19 protein-coding genes are annotated in these 18,128 nt (G+C 48.2%); 6 read left to right on the forward strand and 13 right to left on the reverse strand.

Annotated features, from left to right (window positions below; genetic code table 11):
• Positions 1-79: 79 nt before the first annotated feature.
• Positions 80-1,153: a SepM family pheromone-processing serine protease gene (locus EDM52_RS03440; protein ID WP_122907605.1), complete on the reverse strand. Its 1,074-nt coding sequence runs from the start codon at positions 1,151-1,153 to the stop codon at positions 80-82.
• The gene (locus tag EDM52_RS03445; protein ID WP_122907606.1) at positions 1,146-1,946 is read right to left on the reverse strand and encodes a patatin-like phospholipase family protein; all 801 of its coding nucleotides are present in this window, start codon (positions 1,944-1,946) and stop codon (positions 1,146-1,148) included. The genes EDM52_RS03440 and EDM52_RS03445 overlap by 8 nt, the downstream gene beginning before the upstream one ends.
• A gap of 131 nt (positions 1,947-2,077) precedes the next feature.
• Here EDM52_RS03445 and ylbJ point away from each other — a divergent pair, with 131 nt between their 5' ends.
• Positions 2,078-3,307 (forward strand): sporulation integral membrane protein YlbJ, encoded by a 1,230-nt coding sequence (gene ylbJ, locus EDM52_RS03450; protein WP_122907607.1) that lies wholly within the window; start codon positions 2,078-2,080, stop codon positions 3,305-3,307.
• Positions 3,308-3,318: 11 nt separating this feature from the next.
• Here the strand turns inward: ylbJ and coaD are convergent, their stop codons facing one another.
• On the reverse strand, positions 3,319-3,798 hold the full coding sequence (gene coaD / locus EDM52_RS03455; RefSeq protein ID WP_122907608.1) for a pantetheine-phosphate adenylyltransferase: 480 nt from the start codon (positions 3,796-3,798) through the stop codon (positions 3,319-3,321).
• Positions 3,799-3,815: 17 nt separating this feature from the next.
• On the reverse strand, positions 3,816-4,403 hold the full coding sequence (rsmD, locus tag EDM52_RS03460; protein ID WP_122907609.1) for a 16S rRNA (guanine(966)-N(2))-methyltransferase RsmD: 588 nt from the start codon (positions 4,401-4,403) through the stop codon (positions 3,816-3,818).
• 415 nt (positions 4,404-4,818) lie between these two features.
• Here rsmD and EDM52_RS24485 point away from each other — a divergent pair, with 415 nt between their 5' ends.
• Positions 4,819-4,962: a hypothetical protein gene (locus EDM52_RS24485; protein ID WP_183184809.1), complete on the forward strand. Its 144-nt coding sequence runs from the start codon at positions 4,819-4,821 to the stop codon at positions 4,960-4,962.
• Between the two features lie 150 nt (positions 4,963-5,112).
• Here the strand turns inward: EDM52_RS24485 and EDM52_RS03470 are convergent, their stop codons facing one another.
• A complete protein-coding gene (locus tag EDM52_RS03470; RefSeq protein WP_338068282.1) occupies positions 5,113-5,370 on the reverse strand; it encodes a DinB family protein in 258 nt (85 codons plus the stop codon).
• Between the two features lie 148 nt (positions 5,371-5,518).
• On the opposite strand from EDM52_RS03470, the gene ku reads away from it, so the two are divergent.
• Entirely contained in the window at positions 5,519-6,490 is a 972-nt protein-coding gene (gene ku, locus EDM52_RS03475) for a non-homologous end joining protein Ku (protein ID WP_122907612.1), read from the forward strand.
• A gap of 102 nt (positions 6,491-6,592) precedes the next feature.
• On the opposite strand, the gene EDM52_RS03480 is transcribed toward ku, so the two are convergent.
• The 6 genes from EDM52_RS03480 to EDM52_RS03510 form a co-directional block, all read right to left on the reverse strand.
• Complete coding sequence (locus tag EDM52_RS03480; protein ID WP_122907613.1) at positions 6,593-7,486, reverse strand: cation diffusion facilitator family transporter; 894 nt, start codon at positions 7,484-7,486, stop codon at positions 6,593-6,595.
• 394 nt (positions 7,487-7,880) lie between these two features.
• Entirely contained in the window at positions 7,881-8,219 is a 339-nt protein-coding gene (locus EDM52_RS03485; protein ID WP_122907614.1) for a DUF1904 family protein, read from the reverse strand.
• Positions 8,220-8,539: 320 nt separating this feature from the next.
• Complete coding sequence (gene ligD / locus EDM52_RS03490; RefSeq protein ID WP_338068281.1) at positions 8,540-9,484, reverse strand: non-homologous end-joining DNA ligase; 945 nt, start codon at positions 9,482-9,484, stop codon at positions 8,540-8,542.
• 109 nt (positions 9,485-9,593) lie between these two features.
• Positions 9,594-10,952, reverse strand: coding sequence for a GerAB/ArcD/ProY family transporter (locus EDM52_RS03495; RefSeq protein ID WP_122907615.1), 1,359 nt, complete (start codon positions 10,950-10,952; stop codon positions 9,594-9,596).
• A gap of 241 nt (positions 10,953-11,193) precedes the next feature.
• The gene (locus EDM52_RS03505; protein WP_122907647.1) at positions 11,194-12,330 is read right to left on the reverse strand and encodes a Ger(x)C family spore germination protein; all 1,137 of its coding nucleotides are present in this window, start codon (positions 12,328-12,330) and stop codon (positions 11,194-11,196) included.
• 52 nt (positions 12,331-12,382) lie between these two features.
• The gene (locus tag EDM52_RS03510; protein ID WP_122907617.1) at positions 12,383-13,981 is read right to left on the reverse strand and encodes a spore germination protein; all 1,599 of its coding nucleotides are present in this window, start codon (positions 13,979-13,981) and stop codon (positions 12,383-12,385) included.
• Positions 13,982-14,119: 138 nt separating this feature from the next.
• Between EDM52_RS03510 and ligD (EDM52_RS03515) the strand changes: the two genes are divergently transcribed.
• The 3 genes from ligD (EDM52_RS03515) to EDM52_RS03525 all read left to right on the forward strand — a co-directional run bounded on the left by ligD (EDM52_RS03515) (position 14,120) and on the right by EDM52_RS03525 (position 16,280).
• Positions 14,120-15,019: a non-homologous end-joining DNA ligase gene (ligD, locus tag EDM52_RS03515; protein ID WP_122907618.1), complete on the forward strand. Its 900-nt coding sequence runs from the start codon at positions 14,120-14,122 to the stop codon at positions 15,017-15,019.
• Positions 15,020-15,112: 93 nt separating this feature from the next.
• Entirely contained in the window at positions 15,113-15,910 is a 798-nt protein-coding gene (gene lgt, locus EDM52_RS03520; protein WP_122907619.1) for a prolipoprotein diacylglyceryl transferase, read from the forward strand.
• A gap of 130 nt (positions 15,911-16,040) precedes the next feature.
• Positions 16,041-16,280, forward strand: a complete 240-nt coding sequence (locus tag EDM52_RS03525) for a hypothetical protein (RefSeq protein WP_122907620.1) — start codon at positions 16,041-16,043, stop codon at positions 16,278-16,280.
• Between the two features lie 70 nt (positions 16,281-16,350).
• Here EDM52_RS03525 and EDM52_RS03530 read toward each other — a convergent pair whose 3' ends face one another.
• Positions 16,351-17,370: an inorganic phosphate transporter gene (locus EDM52_RS03530; protein ID WP_122907621.1), complete on the reverse strand. Its 1,020-nt coding sequence runs from the start codon at positions 17,368-17,370 to the stop codon at positions 16,351-16,353.
• Complete coding sequence (locus EDM52_RS03535) at positions 17,363-17,980, reverse strand: DUF47 domain-containing protein (RefSeq protein ID WP_122907622.1); 618 nt, start codon at positions 17,978-17,980, stop codon at positions 17,363-17,365. The genes EDM52_RS03530 and EDM52_RS03535 overlap by 8 nt, the downstream gene beginning before the upstream one ends.
• Between the last annotated feature and the right edge of the window lie 148 nt (positions 17,981-18,128).

Raw genomic sequence — 18,128 nt, forward strand, 5'->3', positions numbered from 1 at the left:
CCTCAAGCACAACAAGGATGATTATAGACCTTGCCCCATTGCTTTGTCAACCATTTTCCCTTGACAGCATGCAAGTGAGCTAGGATTGTTTCGGTTTCTGTTTTTGATCCTGTAAAAAGGCAAGGGCATCGTCAATGTTCTTGACCGGAACCACTTGCATCGAGGTACCAATCCGTTCTGCCGTTTGAACGGCTTCCTTGTAATTGGAGTTGGGATCAGCCTCGTCCTCAGGTGCAAAAAAGAACTCTGCACCGGCCTTGTCAGCTGCCATAATTTTGTGGCTGATGCCTCCGATTTTCCCTACCGCACCATCTAAAGCAATCGTACCTGTACCGGCAATTTTATACCCTTTGGTTAAGTCTAGATCCGTATTCAACTGATCGTAGATCTCCAAAGCCATCATCAGGCCTGCAGATGGACCCCCGATACCTTGGGAGGCGATCGTCACCTTTTTTGGAATGACGATGCTCTGCTTGTTGTCCGGCCGTACACCTATGCCCACATTCTGCGAGTTGGGTAGTGGTTTCAAGGTTAACATCGTTTTGGCTTCTTGTCCATCACGGGTGTAAGTGATTTCGACCTGATCTCCGGCTTTTTTTCCTGAAAGCTGCTGCAACAGATCTGTCGCCTGGGGTGTCCGGACTCCATCTACGGCCGTAATGACATCTCCGATCTTCAAAACTCCTTTGGCTGCAAACCCTTCGATCGTGCCCATGATCCAGACACCCTGATTTTCAACCTGAACATCGTACCCAGCCAAGCGAAATGCAACCGCTTCAGCAATTTTTTGGGAATTATCCATGACGGCTTGCTCTCTCTTCACAAAATCCTCGTTGTTCTCGCCCTCGCTCACGACCAGCTGCTTCTGCATCAGATCCGCTTCATCGGAGATATTGGCGTACACATACCATCCCAGATTGGCTTCGCCCATGCGGACAGTAGTCAGCATGAAAGATCCTGTCTCATCTTTTTTTCCATCCTCGACATCGATCATGGGACCCAGCGCAATCGCGGAGCCAGGTCTCGTGACGTAGTAATTGGTTGGAACAAAAAGCGAGATTCCTAGCAAAATCACGACTATCGTGAAAAACCATCGTATGCCTCTGGCCTTTCTAGGATGGGATGTGCGGGCGATTCGATGATCTTCACTCATTATCGTTTGCCTCCCAGTTTGCGATCATTTCCAATATCCGTTCGATATGCTCTGTAGCAGCACTTTCCCCCCGGTCAATGATTTCCTCGACACCGGAATAAGCAATACTACTATAGTGTCCAACATCAGGACGGATTACGAGATCAGCCGTGAGGATACGGCTGCGAAAGATTTCCCGCTCCATCACGTCTATCGTCTGAACGATCACATCAAAAATAGAACTGATTTTCATCGATGTGTCCAGCTGGGCGACATCTACGGCAATCACAATATCCGCTCCCATATCACGGAGAACGGTAACAGGGACCCGATCGATAACACCGCCGTCAACCAATAGTCTGCCATCCACCCGTTCCGGTACAAAGATACCCGGTATAGAGATACTCGCTCGCACGGCCTGATCGACAGGTCCTTCACGAAAAACGACCCTCTCCCCTATTTCAATATCGGTGGCCACGATCGCAAGCGGTATTTTCAGCTCTTCAATTCGCTTTCCGTGCGTCAACAATTGAATCAGCTGTTTGATTTTATCCCCTGTAACAAATCCCATACTGGGAACTGTCAGATCGACCAAATGCTTTCGTCTCAGATTCATTGCCAGCTTGCCCATCATGTAGGGGTCTATTCCATTGGCGTAAACAGCCGCGATCAAGCTGCCCATGCTGCTGCCGGCGAGCAGGTCAATTTTGATCCCGTGCGCCTCGAGAACCTTCAGCACTCCAATATGTGCAAAGCCACGAGCGCCTCCCGACCCCAATGCCAAGCCTACCAGCGGTTTTCGTTTCGTTGCCACGCACCATCCCCCCTCTAAACAAACATATGTGGGGAACCGCCGATCTTTCGTGTCAGAAGATGCAAGCCTGCGCATAGTTTCCCTGTCCATCACGTAGACATGTACTACTGTTGCTTGTACAGGAGGAGCCCATGTCACGTCACTCTCCCATTCTCACAATGTTGCTCGCCGTCTCGACGATTGCCCTTGTTTTTATGTTGGTGGCACATTCACAAATCTCATTTGAAGCTGCGGTTCGCGGCCTGAAAATCTGGTGGGAAGTGGTTTTCCCATCCACTTTGCCGTTTATCGTGCTTTCCGAGGTATTAATGGGTCTTGGTGTAGTTCATTTCTTCGGAGTGCTGCTGGAGCCTTTGATGCGCCCCTTGTTTAATGTCCCGGGCACGGGTGGCTTTGTCATTGCGATGGGCTTTTCATCCGGTTACCCCGTCGCAGCAAAGCTGACAACCCGACTGCGGGAGCAAGGAAATGTTACGAAAGCGGAAGGAGAGCGTCTCGTCGCGTTTACGACCACCGGCGATCCCCTTTTCGTGATGGGCGCCGTAGCCATTGGCTTTTTTCACAGTGAGCAGATGGGCATTATACTCTCGCTAACCCATTACCTTTCGGCTGTCCTGCTAGGCATTTTGTTCAGGCTGCACGCTCCGTCCGCGACAATCAGCAAGCCATTGGAAAAAACGAGGATGGCCTTGCCAATACGGGCCTTGCAAGCGATGCACCGTGCGAGACTCGCTGATCGCCGCCCTTTCGGCAAGCTGATGGGGGACGCGGTACAATCAGCCTTGACCACGCTGTTTATGATCGGAGGATTCATCATCGTCTTCTCGGTCATCATCCAATTGTTTCAAGCCATTCATCTCACTGCGTTCATCATCCAGGTGCTCGCGTTTGTACTTGGTCCATTTGGCGTTCCACCCGCTCTATCGCAATCCATCGTTTCCGGATTGTTTGAGGTCACACTTGGCGCACAAGCAGCGAGCGAAGCACCTGCAGCTGTTCCCATCGTTTGGAAAGCGGCAATTGCGAGCGCTGTACTCTCCTGGGGCGGCTTAAGTGTTCACGCTCAAGTGGCAAGCATTCTCAGCGCAACGGATATCCGCGTCATGCCTTATTTGATAGGCCGCTCCATCCATGCGTTACTGGCTGCCGTTTTGACGTTCATCCTCTGGGGACCGCTCACTTCCTTGGCATGGCTGAAAGAAAAAAGCGTTCCTGTCTTTCTGCCAAGCACCACGGGGTTGACAGTCTCTCACTGGTGGGATGCCTTTCTGTACTCCGGGGTCATAGCCGTTATTGGTACTTCTCTACTGCTTCTGGGCAGTATGCTTGTTCGATTTTTGCACAGCCATAAAATACGTTGACGACTTCCGGATCAGCCACCCAGCTTTTCCTTCAACGCTTTTTCAACAACTGGCGGAACCAGATCGCTCACGCTCGCCTTGTAACTGGCTACTTCTTTCACGATGCTGGAGCTGAGGTAGGAATACTGGTTATTGGTCATCATGAAAAAGGTTTCCACCTCTTCATCCAGCTTTTTATTAATAGATGCAACCTGCATCTCATATTCAAAATCAGATACAGCGCGCAAGCCACGGATGATCACTCGTGCTCCCCGTTTTTTCATGTAATCGATCAGCAAGCCCTCAAAGGAGTCGATTTCTACATTGTCCATGCCTGCTGTCGCCTGACGCAAAAGCTCTACTCTCTCTTCGACGGAAAACAGGGATTTTTTCTTGGAATTGACGAGGACAGCCACGATCACCTTGTCAAAGATCTTGGAACTGCGGGAAATAATGTCAAGATGTCCATAGGTAACGGGGTCAAAGCTTCCGGAACATACTGCGATGGTCATGACAAATCGATCCTCCCTTATGTAGCCGCCTCTTCGGCAGGCTCATCTCTTTCTTCTTCAAAATAATACAAGGTTACTGCTGTATCTCCGTAGATAGCTGCACGATGCTGGATGCAATGGCCCACGACTTCCGGCAGCGTAATATCTACGTCATGCTCGGCCACGATCCAGGCTCCATCTGAGAGCAGCTTCAATTCCTGCATAAGCTCTATCTCACCCGTAATGTTTTGCTGAGCATACGGCGGGTCCAAAAATACCAGATCAAACGCCATGCCTCGCTTAGCGAGCACGCGGAGCGCTCGGCTCGCATCATTCTTGTACAGCTCCGCCTGGTTGTCCAAGCGACACGCAGAAACGTTTTGTTGCACAATGGAAAACGCCCTGGCATCCCTCTCGACAAAGACAGCTCGTTCTGCTCCCCTGCTCAAGGCTTCGATGCCAAGGCCACCTGTACCGGCATACAAATCCAATGCCCATCCACCGTCAAAATAGGGGCCAATCATGTTGAAAATCGATTCTTTTACCTTATCAGTCGTCGGGCGCGTTCCTTTTCCTGGAACAGCCGTCAGTCTTCGTCCTCTGTGTTCGCCAGCGATAACGCGCATATTTCCCACCTGTCAGCTCATATGTATTGGGTCTTCAAAAAGACCAGAAAAGATTGATTTCATACTATCACATCCGTCCCAAGCCAGTAAAATTTTTCATATACATAAATCCTTGCCGTCGAATGTATAGCTGATGAAAGAAATGGAAAGGATGTTGGATAGCGACGCATTGTTGTCGCTGACAACCGCGGAGAAGACTTACGTTTCCCCATAAGCTCTTCCTCCGGTTTCTCCTCTCCCATAATTGAAAGGCTGTTCACTTGCGCGCACGGTGTGTCTGATAGGAGCATTCCGTGCCACCTCTTCCCGTGTTGGGAGAAGTTGAACGGCTACCTCATCGTTTTTGGCGATGAGGTATTTTTTTGTCCAGATACGGCATACTACCTTCACCTTTGTCGTAAAGGAGGTTCCATTCATGGCAGAAAAACAGCCGTCCAAGCAAAAACTCGAAGCCTCAAAAGCACAATCCATTGCCGATCAAACAGGCGAAGGCGTGGAACAAGCAAGAAAAATGCAATCAGAGGCTGACCAATCAGATATTGTGAAGCACGGACAATAAGAAAACCTGTATCGTGGAATTGCGTTTCAGAGGCAGGTTATCCTTGCAGTATCAGGACGTGTTGCTCTCACCAATACTGTAAATGAAGAAAGAAGCCAGCCCGTAGCGTAAAGGGCTGGCTTCCTGAGCTTTTCAATCCACCTTCGACTGTTAACGCACCATTTTTAGATGAGCTACATGGTGGCGTCCATGCCAGGCGTATACCCCGATGCTTTGCCATACGGTAATGACCCCTGAGTCAGGATGGATAAATGTCCGCTGCAGCTCTGTATCACTGAGGCTCCGCAATAGAACCACCCAGCGGGCATGCAAGGCTTCGAGCAGCTGGAGGGATATTTCGACTGGCATGGTGTAGTCAGCCAGCTCTGCCCAGCTTCCTCTTCGTGCTGGAATTTTCCGATTGGATATCTTTCATCCATATGATCTCCTCCTGAGTCCTTCCATTTACTACCAATACTCTTCTCGACTGGTCCTGTTCCCACCTTCATTTCCCTTCTGAAAAATGCAGCGCATTGGTGGATACTAGACCTATGCACGGTCGAACAGGAGGGATAAGATGCACACGGTCTGGAAAGGTTCCATCAGCTTCGGATTGGTCAATATCCCGATCCGGATGTTTACAGCTACAGAGGAACGTGACATTCGATTTCGCCAGCTGCATAAGGAATGTCACACGCCGATCAAATACACAAAGATGTGTCCGCACTGCGATCGCGAAGTGGAAGCTAGCGATATTGTTCGTGGCTTTGAATACGAAAAGGGCCATTTCGTGATTATCGATGATGCGGATCTGGAAGCAATCACACCTGATACCCGCAGAGCCATCGAAATTCTTGACTTCGTGGACCTGAAGGAAATCGATCCGGTGTACTTTGACAAAAGCTATTTTCTCGCGCCACAGGATACAGGAGAAAAAGCGTACGCCCTGCTGCGTGCAGCGATGGAACAAACCGGCAAAATCGCTGTAGCACAGGTGACAATGCGCAACCGGCAAAGCCTCGCGGTCGTCCGCTTGTACGAGCATTGCATCATGCTGGAGACGATTTTCTATCCCGATGAGGTTCGTTCTGTACAAAAGGTTCCCGCCTTGCCCGAAGCCGACATGCAACTGGCAGAAAACGAACTGAAAATGGCAAGCGAGCTGATCAGCAATATGACCACTCCTTTTGATCCTGCCAAATATACAGACGAGTACCGTACTCAACTGCAAGCCATGATTGAGAAAAAGCTGGAGGGCAAGGAGATTGCTACATCTCCGGCAGCACCTCGTGCCAATGTCATTGATTTGATGCAAGCACTGAAGGAAAGCCTGGCTGCGACAGGAGGAGCCGAGGCGCAAGTCCCTGTGAAAATGGCGACAGAACCAACGCCGGAAAAACCAGCTGCCAAGCCAAAGAAGGAGCGGAAGCGCACTATGGGTACCGCAGCTGACGAGTCACAAAAACCGAAAAAAGCTACTGCCTCTGGTGCAGCCTTGACCACAACGACCAAAACGCTGCGTCGTAAAAAAGAATCGGCAACGCCGTAAGAGACTGCTGTGATTGCTTGAGAAAACTTGGCTGCACCAAGATTTTTTTGCTTTTGCGCTTTAGCGCACTTAAACTTTCCGATCGTACAAAAAAGCCCGGAGCTAATCCCGGGCTTTTTCCAATAGCTTTTCTTCACAAGGCTCGATATGGATGTGAACATCGTGTATCTTATGCTCCAGTCTCATCCGTTCCTCGATCACCTCCGTAATCGTGTGACTCTCGACTACACTCAGGTCCGGGTCGACAAGAACGACGACATCCACCAGCACACTGCTTCCATGATAGCGTGCCTTGATGTCACTGATGCTTACGACTCCAGGAATGTCCGCGATGGAGGTGCGCAAGTCTTCCAGCTTGGCTTGATCAAAACCATCCGTCAAACGGTGCACGGTCTCACGGAAGATCCCCCACCCTGTCTTGATGATCAAAATACCGACTACCAGTGCCGCGAGTGGATCGAGCCAGAGGAGTTGGAACTGTGCTCCGGCAATCCCTACAAAGGTTCCAATACTGACAAGAGCATCCGAACGATTATCCGCTGCTGCGGCCATCAACGCTTGGCTGTTGGTTTTCTTGGCAAGCTCCCGATTATAGCGGTAAACGCCAAACATAATAATCGAAGTTACGAGTGCAGTATAGCCGGCAATCATACCGGGAGCAGTCTGATTAGGTGCAAACATCGACGGGATTGCACCGGAAATGACATCGATCCCCACAAAGAGCATGATGAACGATGCGACGAGAGCTGCGATCGTCTCAGCCCGAAAGTGTCCATATGGATGATCTTGATCAGGAGGCTTTCTTGAAATACGCAGTCCGATCAGCACAGCTACAGATGCGATGACATCGGTTGTATTGTTTAAGCCATCCGCCATCAAAGCCTCTGAGCCCGCTATGATCGCTACGCCAATTTTTAATACGGAACAAAATATATAGGCGATAATGCTTACCCACGCCCCGCGTTCCCCTTGCTTTAAATTCGAATACACATCCACACACGATCACCTCTAACTGAACTCCAACCTTTTGGGAAGGGATTCGGACGCTCCATGCGTCCACCCTCATCGCTGCAGTTTTCGTAGCGAACTTCATCGTATCAGACAGCATTCATGTGGGTCTACAGAAACAGTTTTAGTCCGATTCACGAGTATAGGGAGCAGGAAAATGTGTTGCGCGGTGGCAATCTTTTGGCACGAGGATCACTTCTAGTTAGGTACCTGATTAGGATACCCCTTTTTGCTGACTCTTCACCGTTCCATTTCTTCGATCGTTCCATTTTTATCTTCGTCACGAACGCGCTTGTTAAAGCGATTTTTTGACATTCCTATGTATACATTACGCTCGGTCAAAAAAAAGGAATCCCTCCAAACGTGCAGGAGAGATCCAATATTATCGACTTATGGATGTGGTTGTACTTTGTATGGGAAGTCCTTCTTTATAATAAAGAGAAGGGGATAACAGAACAAAAAAAATGTGAACCTGCGGAAAGCCGCGCTCTGCCAAAATCTGATGAATCGATTGAGCAATTGCATCGTGCTTTTCCTGAGCTCTGGGAAACATGAAGATTTCCACAGACAGCGGGCTATTGGTAATCGCTTCGACCTGCAGCGACTCAAGCTTTACTTTTTCTAGCGCAACCTCGGCATGATGAGCAAAGCTCTCTACAATCTCAGGCGAGATGGCATGCAAAAAATCAGATTCAAACCCTTTAAATCGAATAAAAGGCAAGACAATTCCTTCTTTCCCGAGCGTATGATAGAGATTTGACAACTACCGCCATTATACGCATGAAAAATATTATCTATCAACAAAAACGTTTGGGCAAAACAGATCTAGGGGCTATAGCAGAGAATGATATCCGACAATACGAAGGTGTGGTGGACGTACCACGAATGTCAGCGTTCACTCAGCCTGCTATAGCCCGTTCAAAAAAGAAACATGTTGGCAGATCACACTTTCTACTTGTAGTATACCCTCCCTATTTATACATAATCAACCAAAAAGTAAGAAAAAGTGTAGAACGGACCTTTCTTTTCGTAGTATCTGGTCTATTGGATCTGCATCAACGTGCACTCCTCTTTGGACATTTCGACGATCCCTTGAAGGGTGGGATGTCTCATCGTGTGGGCTGGGGTCCATTCCATATATTCGACTTTCACAACAATCTCCGGCTTCACCCACAGGGCATCACGACTTCTCTTCGGTTCGTTGCTGAAGGGAGAACGCTCGATGATCAAGGGCCTCAAGCGCTCTGTCAGCTCCTCCCAACCTTTGCGGCTGAATGTACCGGTTCCTGCATGTCCGATGTACAGCAAGGCACCCGTGTCATTGTACAATCCAAGCAACAGTGCGTTTGCTACCCCGTCTTGAAGGGTAACACCACCAATCACGGCATAAAGGTCTCGAAAGATCTTCTTTTTTTGCCAGCGCTTGTCTTTTCCATCACTTACATATGTACTATTTAGATCTTTACAAACGATCCCTTCCATTTCATGCTTCAGCATGACATCGAACAGAGCCTGTCCATCCGCAAAATTTTGTACAATCTGTATATACGCTTGCGGGATAATGATGTCTCGCAGGAGCTGCTGTCTTTGGGCAAGCGTTCTTTCATGCACCCATTCGCCATCGACATACAATACATCAAAAACCATGTAGGTGACTGGCGTTTGCTTGGTTGCCAACCGGACACTTTGCTCCCTTCGCACACTGTCCCTTTTCATAATTTCATGAAAGGATGGCCTGCTGCTGTCCAAAGCAATCATTTCCCCATCCAAAATAAAGGACGAAGCCGAACAGTAAGCTTTGGGATCTTGCAACTCAGGATACTGCATGGTTCGATCATTTTGCCTCCTGTTGATGAGACGCACTTCTCCTCCCTCGCAGTACGACAATATTCTCACGCCATCCCACTTGATTTGAGCGACCCAGTTTTCACCGGTCGGGATTTGGTTCACCGCGATCGGCTCAAAGGGAATGATAGGCTTTAACACCACATGACCTCCCTCACTTGCTTTTTTCGCTATTGTGCCCGTATCTTGCAATCCCACAACAAAGAGCATCTTCCAGGAAGATGCTCTTCATCGGATGCCTTTTGAAAGCTCAATGCTTATTGCCAGTAGATGCAATGGTTGTCCTGGTTCGATGCAAATAATGATTAACCACTTGCATCTGACAGTAACTTGCAACCATGGCAATGAACAACAAACAGATAATGACAATCACGACAATTTGACCAACCGACTTATCCATCTCAAAAAACCACTTGCCGATAGATACGGCTATGAGACAGCCGACAATGGATAGATTGGACGTCCAGCTCATCGCTCGGTAAAACCGCGAATAGCGATTATCCGGAGGAATTCCTGTTTTCTCGTGAGCCCGCTTTGATCCTTGGATTCTGGATCGGAAAAAGAGAAACAGCAGCAACGGAACCTGGATGATCAATACCATCGTCGAGTAGGCATAGCCCACAAAAACCTCCATCTCTTCTACATGTTGAAAGGAAAGGAGCGAAGTAACCACAAGCAGGAAGCCTACAGGAGGATTGTACGGCTTGTGCTGACGTTCGCCACCAAAAGTACCAATTCCCGTTAGCAAAGCGAGATACGCAATAATCACCTTGATCGTAAAGGCAGGAAACCACAAGCTTAACATAAATATTTCGACCCGATCGAGAAAATCGGTCACATGGATCTGTTGGACGAGGGAAAGCACCGGATAATTTAACCGACTGGCGATCGTATACCCCATGACACCCAGCAGAACAAGAAGGATCAGGCTGGACATGAAACCGACAATGATAACGCCATGCTTGAATGCAGCAAAAAATAGCTGTGGCTGGATAAAAACCGGCAGGAACGCTCCAAACAGAATGATATCTCCGTACACTCCCATAGACATGTAATTGCTTATGAGTATTTGTTTCACTCCGCTGCTCAGCATCGGTTCGAATCTCTCCGGACTAAACTCATTAGCTAGAAATAAAAAGAGCAGGAAGTTTACGATGATGTGGGTGGGAAAGTAGATTTCATTCACACGTGCTGCTACTTCCAAGGTGCGATAGGACATCAGCAGGAGAACAAAGACAAGCAAGATGATCTCAAGTGGCGTTTGCGGCAGCAAGCTCGCTTGAATAAAAAATGATAATCCTTTTACATCTACCGTTAAAATAGTCAAGATGTACAGGACCAGGATGAGATTGATGAAGCCGCCGAACCACTTCCCGCAGATCAGGAACATGATTTCGAAAATGTTCTTCCCTGGGTATATGTGTACTAATTCCATCAAGACGTAACAGATAAAAATCGCGTATATCATGGGAAGCAATTGGGAAAACCAGGCGTCCATCTTTGCGACTTGTACCAGTGACTGATAAAAAGTGATCATGCTTCCTGTCAATAAAACGCTGCCCACCAACCATGCTACCTGCCGATGGCTTACGACTTGCTTTTGAAGCATGCCTACCATCTCCTCTTATCTATATGTCGCCCACTTTTTCACGTATGGTGATATCCATTCTTTTAAATAGTGACTTGGCATCAGCTGCAGGTTTGGGAAGTACAAAGCAACAAAACCCAGGATGGCGAGAATATAGAGAAAGACGACAATTCCTCGCTGCCTTGAAGTCATGTATTTGCGTTTCCTGAGGAATTGAAGGAGCATTATGATCACCAAGCAAATAAAAACGAACTGAAAGATATTATTCACGCGGATCTTCCTTCATAATATTGTTCGTCGTTTGGCCAATATTGGTCGCCTGTACTTTACTATGAATCGTGTAGGTTATATCAGGCAGCTCATCCCGCCATTTATCACGATATGTGGTTTTCCAGGTTTTCGGGTGATGACGGGCCAATACCATGCCCAGTCCGATCGGGTCCGATTTCGTTGCTTTTGAATGCTCCAGGATTATCTTGATTTTATTTTCAATCTCCTCAGATACTCTTTTTTCCATCAGGTCAATGCTGTTCTCATTGTCAAAATTCAGTGTCGTCATGTTTTCGGTGATTACAATCGACGACTTCAGATGAATATCGTAGTGTACGCGTCCTTGCTTGATGACAGGTCGTATCTTGGTTTCTCCCCTCAGGACTTCGGTATTGATCCACTCGTTACTATTGAGTTTGACAATCATGGAAAAAGGATTGAAATAGCGCTGAAACCAACGCAAACCCACGGAATCAGAACGGCTGAGTATTTTGATCAGCTTGTCCTTGCGAAACACCGCTACCCCCATTGCTTCAACCTCTTTGCTCTTTCCTTTGGGATGGGATTGAACGGGTTCAAACACGGGCAAGAACGGATCCAAGCCTTTATGATTTGCCATTTGAGCCAGATCCTTCATCGAGACTGGAATGGTCACCGACTTAACCAATTCGCGCAGCGCCTCCCCTGAAAAACGCTCAAATTGAGGCTGAGCACTCAATAAATCCATTCCCTTTCCTTTGGTAATCACTACAAAAGAAGTCAATCGATGTTCCGGAAAGCGAGTGACGATATCCAATGGATTACTCAACCCGTTTCTAGCCAATTCTTCCCCCAAAATGACGACTCGATAATGCGCGAAGTAGAGAAGCCTCGACATCCGCGACTGTAAGATGCCATAAGCTTCGCGGATCGTTTTGCCAACTGCTGAATCCACATAAAAGCTTTTGTCTCCGCTAGTCCCGCCCCCTTCACCAGAAGGACCTCCCAAGCTGCTCACGAGTGGCACCTGTACCGCCAGTCGGTATTTGCCGTCCCCTTCCTTGTCGATGGACATCGCAATCACAAACCCAATATCGTTTACTTCTCGCCTGTCCCAGCAACCCGTCAACAGCACACTACAAAACAACATGATGGAGAGACAGAACGCGATAGAGCGGGGGCAGGGTTGATGCCCCCCTGGCTCAATCATCATTGCTCTCCCGTTTTTCGGCATCTTCTTCTGAGCGACGTGCTTTTGCAATAAAATCTCCCCCTATCCTCCTGGCGTTTTGGATGCCTAGGAAACCAGGTCGATACACCAATTTCGACCAAGGAGCGCGTACCAGTACATCTTTCAAATCACCGACAGACATTGGGGCAATGGGAGAAAGATAGGGGATACCAAAGGATCGCAGACTTGCCATGTGTCCCACAATGACCAGAAGCCCCACAAGAACCCCGTAAATCCCTAGTACTGCAGCGGCAACCATCAGCGGAAAGCGAAGCAGTCGTATGGCGATAGCCGCGTTAAAATGAGGAATGGTAAACGAGGCAATTCCCGTAATCGAAACCACGATGACCATCGGTGCAGAAACAATCCCGGCCTGAACTGCTCCTTGCCCGACGACCAAGGCACCTAAAATACTGACCGCTTGTCCTACGGTTTTGGGTAAACGGATACCGGCTTCTCGCAGAGCTTCAAAGGCAATTTCCATAATAAAAACCTCGACGATCGCAGGAAACGGGATAGCTTCACGCGCTGCTGCAATACTGAGCAATAGCGTGGTCGGGAGCATCTGCTGATGGTAGGTCGTGACCGCTACATACAGAGCAGGGGTTACTAGCGAGATAGCCAGAAAGAGGTATCGAAGCCAACGCAGGAACGTAGACATTTGAAAACGTTCATAATGGTCCTCGCTCGCTTGCATCATCATCCAAAAAGTTGTCGGAGCAAGCAGCACCATCGGCGTTCCGTCTACAAAAATGGCGACTCGCCCCTCCAGGAGGGCAGCCGCTACCGTATCCGGTCTTTCCGAATACATCAGCTGTGGAAACGGAGAGTACTCATTGTCCTGAATCAGTGCTTCCAGATAGCCGCTCTCCAGAATAGCATCTATCTCGATCCGACTGATTCGATGGGTCACTTCATTGACGAGCTTTGGATCTACGATACCTTCCAAAAAAGCGACGACCACGTTTGTATTCGACTCCCTGCCGACAACGAGAGACTTCATTTTCAAGCGCGGCGTCTTCAGCTTTCGTCGCAGCATCGAGGTGTTGGTCCGAATATTTTCGATAAATCCTTCTCTCGGCCCGCGAACGACGGATTCTCCCTCTGGCTCGTTTACAGATCGCTTTTCCGCTCCCCGTATCCCCAATGCAAGTCCCTCGTCGTTGCCTTCTACAAGAATCCCTGTATCACCCGACAAGACGGCTTGCAATAATCCTTTGTAATCCTTCACCTTGTCAATCTGGGACACTGGCAGCCATTGCGATTCGATGTACGAGACATCTGCACTGCCGTCTTCGAGGATCATCAGGCTTTTCAATGCCTCATTTACCTCTTGTGTATTGATAAGTCCGTCTACGAAAACGGCAATGGCGTGAACGCTGTTTTTGAGCTGAAATTTACGGATGACAAAATCCGAGCAGTCGGAAAACATGCGCTCCAATATCCCGATGTTGTCATCGAGCACGGGCGAAATCGGGACCCCTTCCAACTCACTCAGGCTGCACGCTTCAAGGTGCAGATCATTCTGTTCTTCTTCCCGTCCTTTATTCAGAAACTTTTTAAAGTCCATTTTTTCACCAACCAATAGAAATCTACCGATATTATGGTTCTTCGGCTGGAATAATATGCATTTTGCTGGATCGTATATGGTTTTTGACATGAGGGGCAAAGTAGGAAAAAACGCGTCACTTGGAAAGCAGGTGCGGAAATGAGCCTGGTCATCCCGCAATACGAGCTGACTTTGAATGGCCATACCTTAGCCATCACCAATCCCGACAAACCGCTTTGGCCAAAAGCCCATGTCACCAAGCTGGATTACATACGCTATTTGCTGCAAGTCGCACCAGCCCTTTTAGCCTATAGCAAGCAGCGCCTATTGACTGTCATCCGCTATCCCCATGGCGTAGAGGACAAGAGCTTTTATCAAAAAAATACGCCTGACTACGCCCCTGACTGGATCCATACCCACGAGTGGGAAAACACCCGTTACACATTGTGCGACGATGAGGCCACTTTGATCTGGATGGCCAATCAAGCGGCATTGGAGTATCATGTTTCATTTCATCTCGCTACGGATGAGATCCCGACAGAGCTCGTGTTTGATCTCGACCCTTCAACCCCTGACTTTTCTGTCGTCATCGAGGCTGCCTTGCTCTTAAAAGAGTTGCTGGACGAATTAGGATTACCCTCCATTCCCAAAACCTCCGGGGCAAGTGGACTGCAGATTTACATTCCCATTGAACGCCGCTACACATTTGAACAAACGCGCGTTGTCGGACAGTTCATCGCCAATTACCTGGTAGAAAAGCATCCGACACTCGTGACAATCGAACGCCTGGTCAAAAACCGGGGAACCAAGCTGTATATCGATTACTTGCAGCATTGGCGAGGAAAGACCTTGCCTGCTCCATACTCAACACGTGCTAGGGAACAGGCAACTGTCTCTACCCCTCTTCGCTGGGAAGAGGTCGGCAGCATTCATCCGACTGACTTTACAGTCGATACAGTACCAGCGCGCCTTTTGAAAAACGGGGATTTATTCGCCTCTGTATCCGCTCCTCGCACACAGGCGTCCCTGGACCCGATTCTCTCTTTTTTACAGCCGTGAAAGTGTCCATCCGCCCGGTCAATCTGTTGGAATCCAGCCTTCATTCTGTGCTATACTGTGCAGAGATCGTTTACAGGTCAAGGAGGAAATTTCATGATCGATCCGGTAGCTATTGCGCTCGGGCCCATCAAGATCCACTGGTACGGGATTATAATGGGGCTTGCTTTTTTACTAGGTACGTATCTAGCACGATACAACGCCAAAAAGTCGGGGATTGATGCGGACCATGTTTTGAATATGGTGGTACTGATCATTCCCGCAGCTATTATTTGTGCACGTGCTTATTACGTCATTTTTGAGTGGAGTCAGTACAAAGACAATCTGCTCAGCATCTTTGCTGTCTGGGAGGGCGGATTGGCCATTCACGGCGGACTGATCGGCGGCGTTCTCGCAGGAGCTTGGTACGTTCGCAAGCATAAACTATCCTTCCTTCTTGTTGGGGATGTCTTGATACCGAGTGTAATCCTTGGTCAAGCGATAGGGCGTTGGGGCAACTTCATCAACCGGGAGGCGCATGGAGATGTAGCCAGCGAACAGTTCATGCAATACTTCCCAGCTTTTATCCGTGATCAGATGTACATTCAGGGACAATATTATCACCCGACATTCTTGTATGAATCCTTATGGAATCTGGTTGTTTTCGCCATTCTCCTGCTGACCCTCTATTACTGGAAGAAATTCAATGGTCAAGTCCTGTTCAGCTATATGATCCTGTACTCCATTGGACGCTTCTTCATTGAAGGTATGCGCACAGACAGTCTCTTGATCGCGGACACACTGCGTGTAGCGCAATTGATCAGCTTGCTGTTGATCGCGCTGGGGATCATTCTGATGCTCGTATTCGCCAGAAAAAGCTTACATTCCAAACAATCGGGTAATTCCATTGAATAAACAGCAAACTCGACTAAGCCACTTTTTCTTCATGAGAAAGTGGCTTTATCTATCTCTACTATTGAGCGCCTTGTCTGAATAATCGTAAAGCAGGCGATACTAGACGATAATGACGAAAGGAGTGATCTGGATGGATGATGCGCTGCTGGAGGATTACCTGAATCGTAAAGTGCGCATACATTTTGCCCCCGACATGATCGGTGCCGGTTTATCCCCATATGAGGAAGGCAAGCTGTATGATTACAGCAGCAATGGGGTATTGTTGGAGAAAAGTGACGGATCGATTGATTATGTTCCCTTCTCTTCTATACGTCTTGTGCAAATCCGGCCAAAAGCAGGATTGTGGGAGCGCTTGACCGGAACGGACTAACACTCGACCGGACACAAGGATAAAAAAAGACACCTGCTAACGAAACATTTGTTAGCAGGTGTCTACTATTTTAGAGGAACACGTCAAGAACTACGTAGCAAGCCGCTGCAAGCGCACCTGTAATGGGCAAGGTAATCACCCAAGTGATCAGGATTCGTCCAGCAACTCCCCATTTGACTGCGGATACTTTCTGGGAAGCCCCTACCCCGAGAATGGCCGAAGTAATCACGTGGGTAGTACTGACTGGCAGCTTCAGCGCCGTAAAAATCGTAATGATTAAGGCAGAAGACAGGTCGGCAGAGAAACCGCTGATCGGTTTGATCTTCATGATCTTGCCGCCCAGCGTCTTGATGATGCGCCAGCCACCGAAAGCGGTACCCAACGCCATCGCAACAGCTGCAGACAGCTTTACCCAAAGTGGGATGACGAATTCACCGGGCTCTTGAACCAAGAATCCTCCAGAGATCATAGCCAGCGTAATGACACCCATCGTTTTTTGAGCATCGTTGGCGCCGTGGCTAAACGCCTGCCAGGAGGCCGACATCACCTGCATAAAACGGAATTTCCGATTGGTTTTATGGTACGCTGTGTTGGCTACAATCAAGGAAACGATTTTGATGACGATAAAACCTACAACAAACGCCACGATCGGAGATACGATCAGAGCTTGTACGATGCTGATGAAGCCTTCTGCATTGATGGAATCAAAACCGGCAGCACCTATTGCTGCTCCTGCTACGCCACCAATCAGGGCGTGTGAAGAGGAACTCGGTATACCGAAGTACCAGGTAATGATATTCCATAGAATAGCTGCCATCAGAGCTGCCAGTACAACGATCAAGCCGTTTTCCAGCTTGAACGGGTCCGTAATGCCTCCTCCGATCGTCTTCGCAACCCCTGTGTAACTCAATGCACCAATCAGGTTACAGAGGGAGGCAATGATGATCGCCGTACGAGGACTCAAGGCCCTGGTCGATACTGATGTAGCAATCGCGTTGGCTGTGTCATGAAAGCCGTTAATGAAGTCAAAACTTAGCGCCATGACGACAACGAGAATGAGCAAAATCAGGTCAGGCGACAAATCAGGCATTCTTTAGCACAATCCCTTCTACCAGGTTCGAGACATCCTCAGCGAAGTCCGCACAGTCTTCCAGCTTGTCGTAAATCTCTTTGAGCTTGATAGCTTCGATTGGATTGGCATTTGGCGCATTCAATAGATCAGAAACCATTTTACGGTAGTTCGAATCCGATTCATGCTCCAAGTCCTTGATCTCGCGAGCGATTTTTTCCACTACCTGGTGATCCAGTTTGCGCAGGGTACGAATCAGCTCAATCAACTTCGCTGAACATTTCACCAAGATGTTAGCCTGTGCCAACACACGTGGATCTGGCTGTTGGACTTGGTAGAGATACATCCGATCCGCTACACCATCAATGTAGTCGATCATCGAATCCATTGTATGAGCAAGTTGATGAATATCTTCGCGCTCGAGCGGAGTGATAAATGTGGAGTTCAAAGCGTTCATGATTTGACGAACGATTTCATCCCCTTCTTTTTCGACAGCCTTAATTGCCTTAACTTTAGCTTCTACGTCCTGATAGTTTCCCACCATTTCATAGAAAAGATGAGTTCCTTTGTGCACCGTGGCAATCTGCTGTTCAAACAGATCGAAGAAGATGTGCTTTTTTGATTTCAACATACGTCTCCTACTCACTCCTTTGGTAAAATCACACCTAGAAGATTATATCGAACATCAGTGTGAACGTAAATTTAAAATCAAGGCAAAATATGTGTTTTTTTATTTAAAGTATTGTTAAGTTTTTGTAAATCCTCTTTACAATATTCGA

This window comes from Brevibacillus invocatus (assembly GCF_003710915.1).
Lineage (GTDB): Bacteria > Bacillota > Bacilli > Brevibacillales > Brevibacillaceae > Brevibacillus > Brevibacillus invocatus.

Coding starts and splice junctions, on each gene's coding strand:
- EDM52_RS03440 (WP_122907605.1), bottom strand. CDS start 1,153: ATGAGTGAAGATCATCGAATCGCCCGCACATCCCATCCTAGAAAGGCC.
- ylbJ (WP_122907607.1), top strand. CDS start 2,078: ATGTCACGTCACTCTCCCATTCTCACAATGTTGCTCGCCGTCTCGACG.
- coaD (WP_122907608.1), bottom strand. CDS start 3,798: ATGACCATCGCAGTATGTTCCGGAAGCTTTGACCCCGTTACCTATGGA.
- rsmD (WP_122907609.1), bottom strand. CDS start 4,403: ATGCGCGTTATCGCTGGCGAACACAGAGGACGAAGACTGACGGCTGTT.
- EDM52_RS24485 (WP_183184809.1), top strand. CDS start 4,819: ATGGCAGAAAAACAGCCGTCCAAGCAAAAACTCGAAGCCTCAAAAGCA.
- ku (WP_122907612.1), top strand. CDS start 5,519: ATGCACACGGTCTGGAAAGGTTCCATCAGCTTCGGATTGGTCAATATC.
- EDM52_RS03495 (WP_122907615.1), bottom strand. CDS start 10,952: ATGCTTCAAAAGCAAGTCGTAAGCCATCGGCAGGTAGCATGGTTGGTG.
- EDM52_RS03505 (WP_122907647.1), bottom strand. CDS start 12,330: ATGTTGTTTTGTAGTGTGCTGTTGACGGGTTGCTGGGACAGGCGAGAA.
- EDM52_RS03510 (WP_122907617.1), bottom strand. CDS start 13,981: ATGGACTTTAAAAAGTTTCTGAATAAAGGACGGGAAGAAGAACAGAAT.
- ligD (WP_122907618.1), top strand. CDS start 14,120: ATGAGCCTGGTCATCCCGCAATACGAGCTGACTTTGAATGGCCATACC.
- lgt (WP_122907619.1), top strand. CDS start 15,113: ATGATCGATCCGGTAGCTATTGCGCTCGGGCCCATCAAGATCCACTGG.
- EDM52_RS03525 (WP_122907620.1), top strand. CDS start 16,041: ATGGATGATGCGCTGCTGGAGGATTACCTGAATCGTAAAGTGCGCATA.
- EDM52_RS03530 (WP_122907621.1), bottom strand. CDS start 17,370: ATGCCTGATTTGTCGCCTGACCTGATTTTGCTCATTCTCGTTGTCGTC.
- EDM52_RS03535 (WP_122907622.1), bottom strand. CDS start 17,980: ATGTTGAAATCAAAAAAGCACATCTTCTTCGATCTGTTTGAACAGCAG.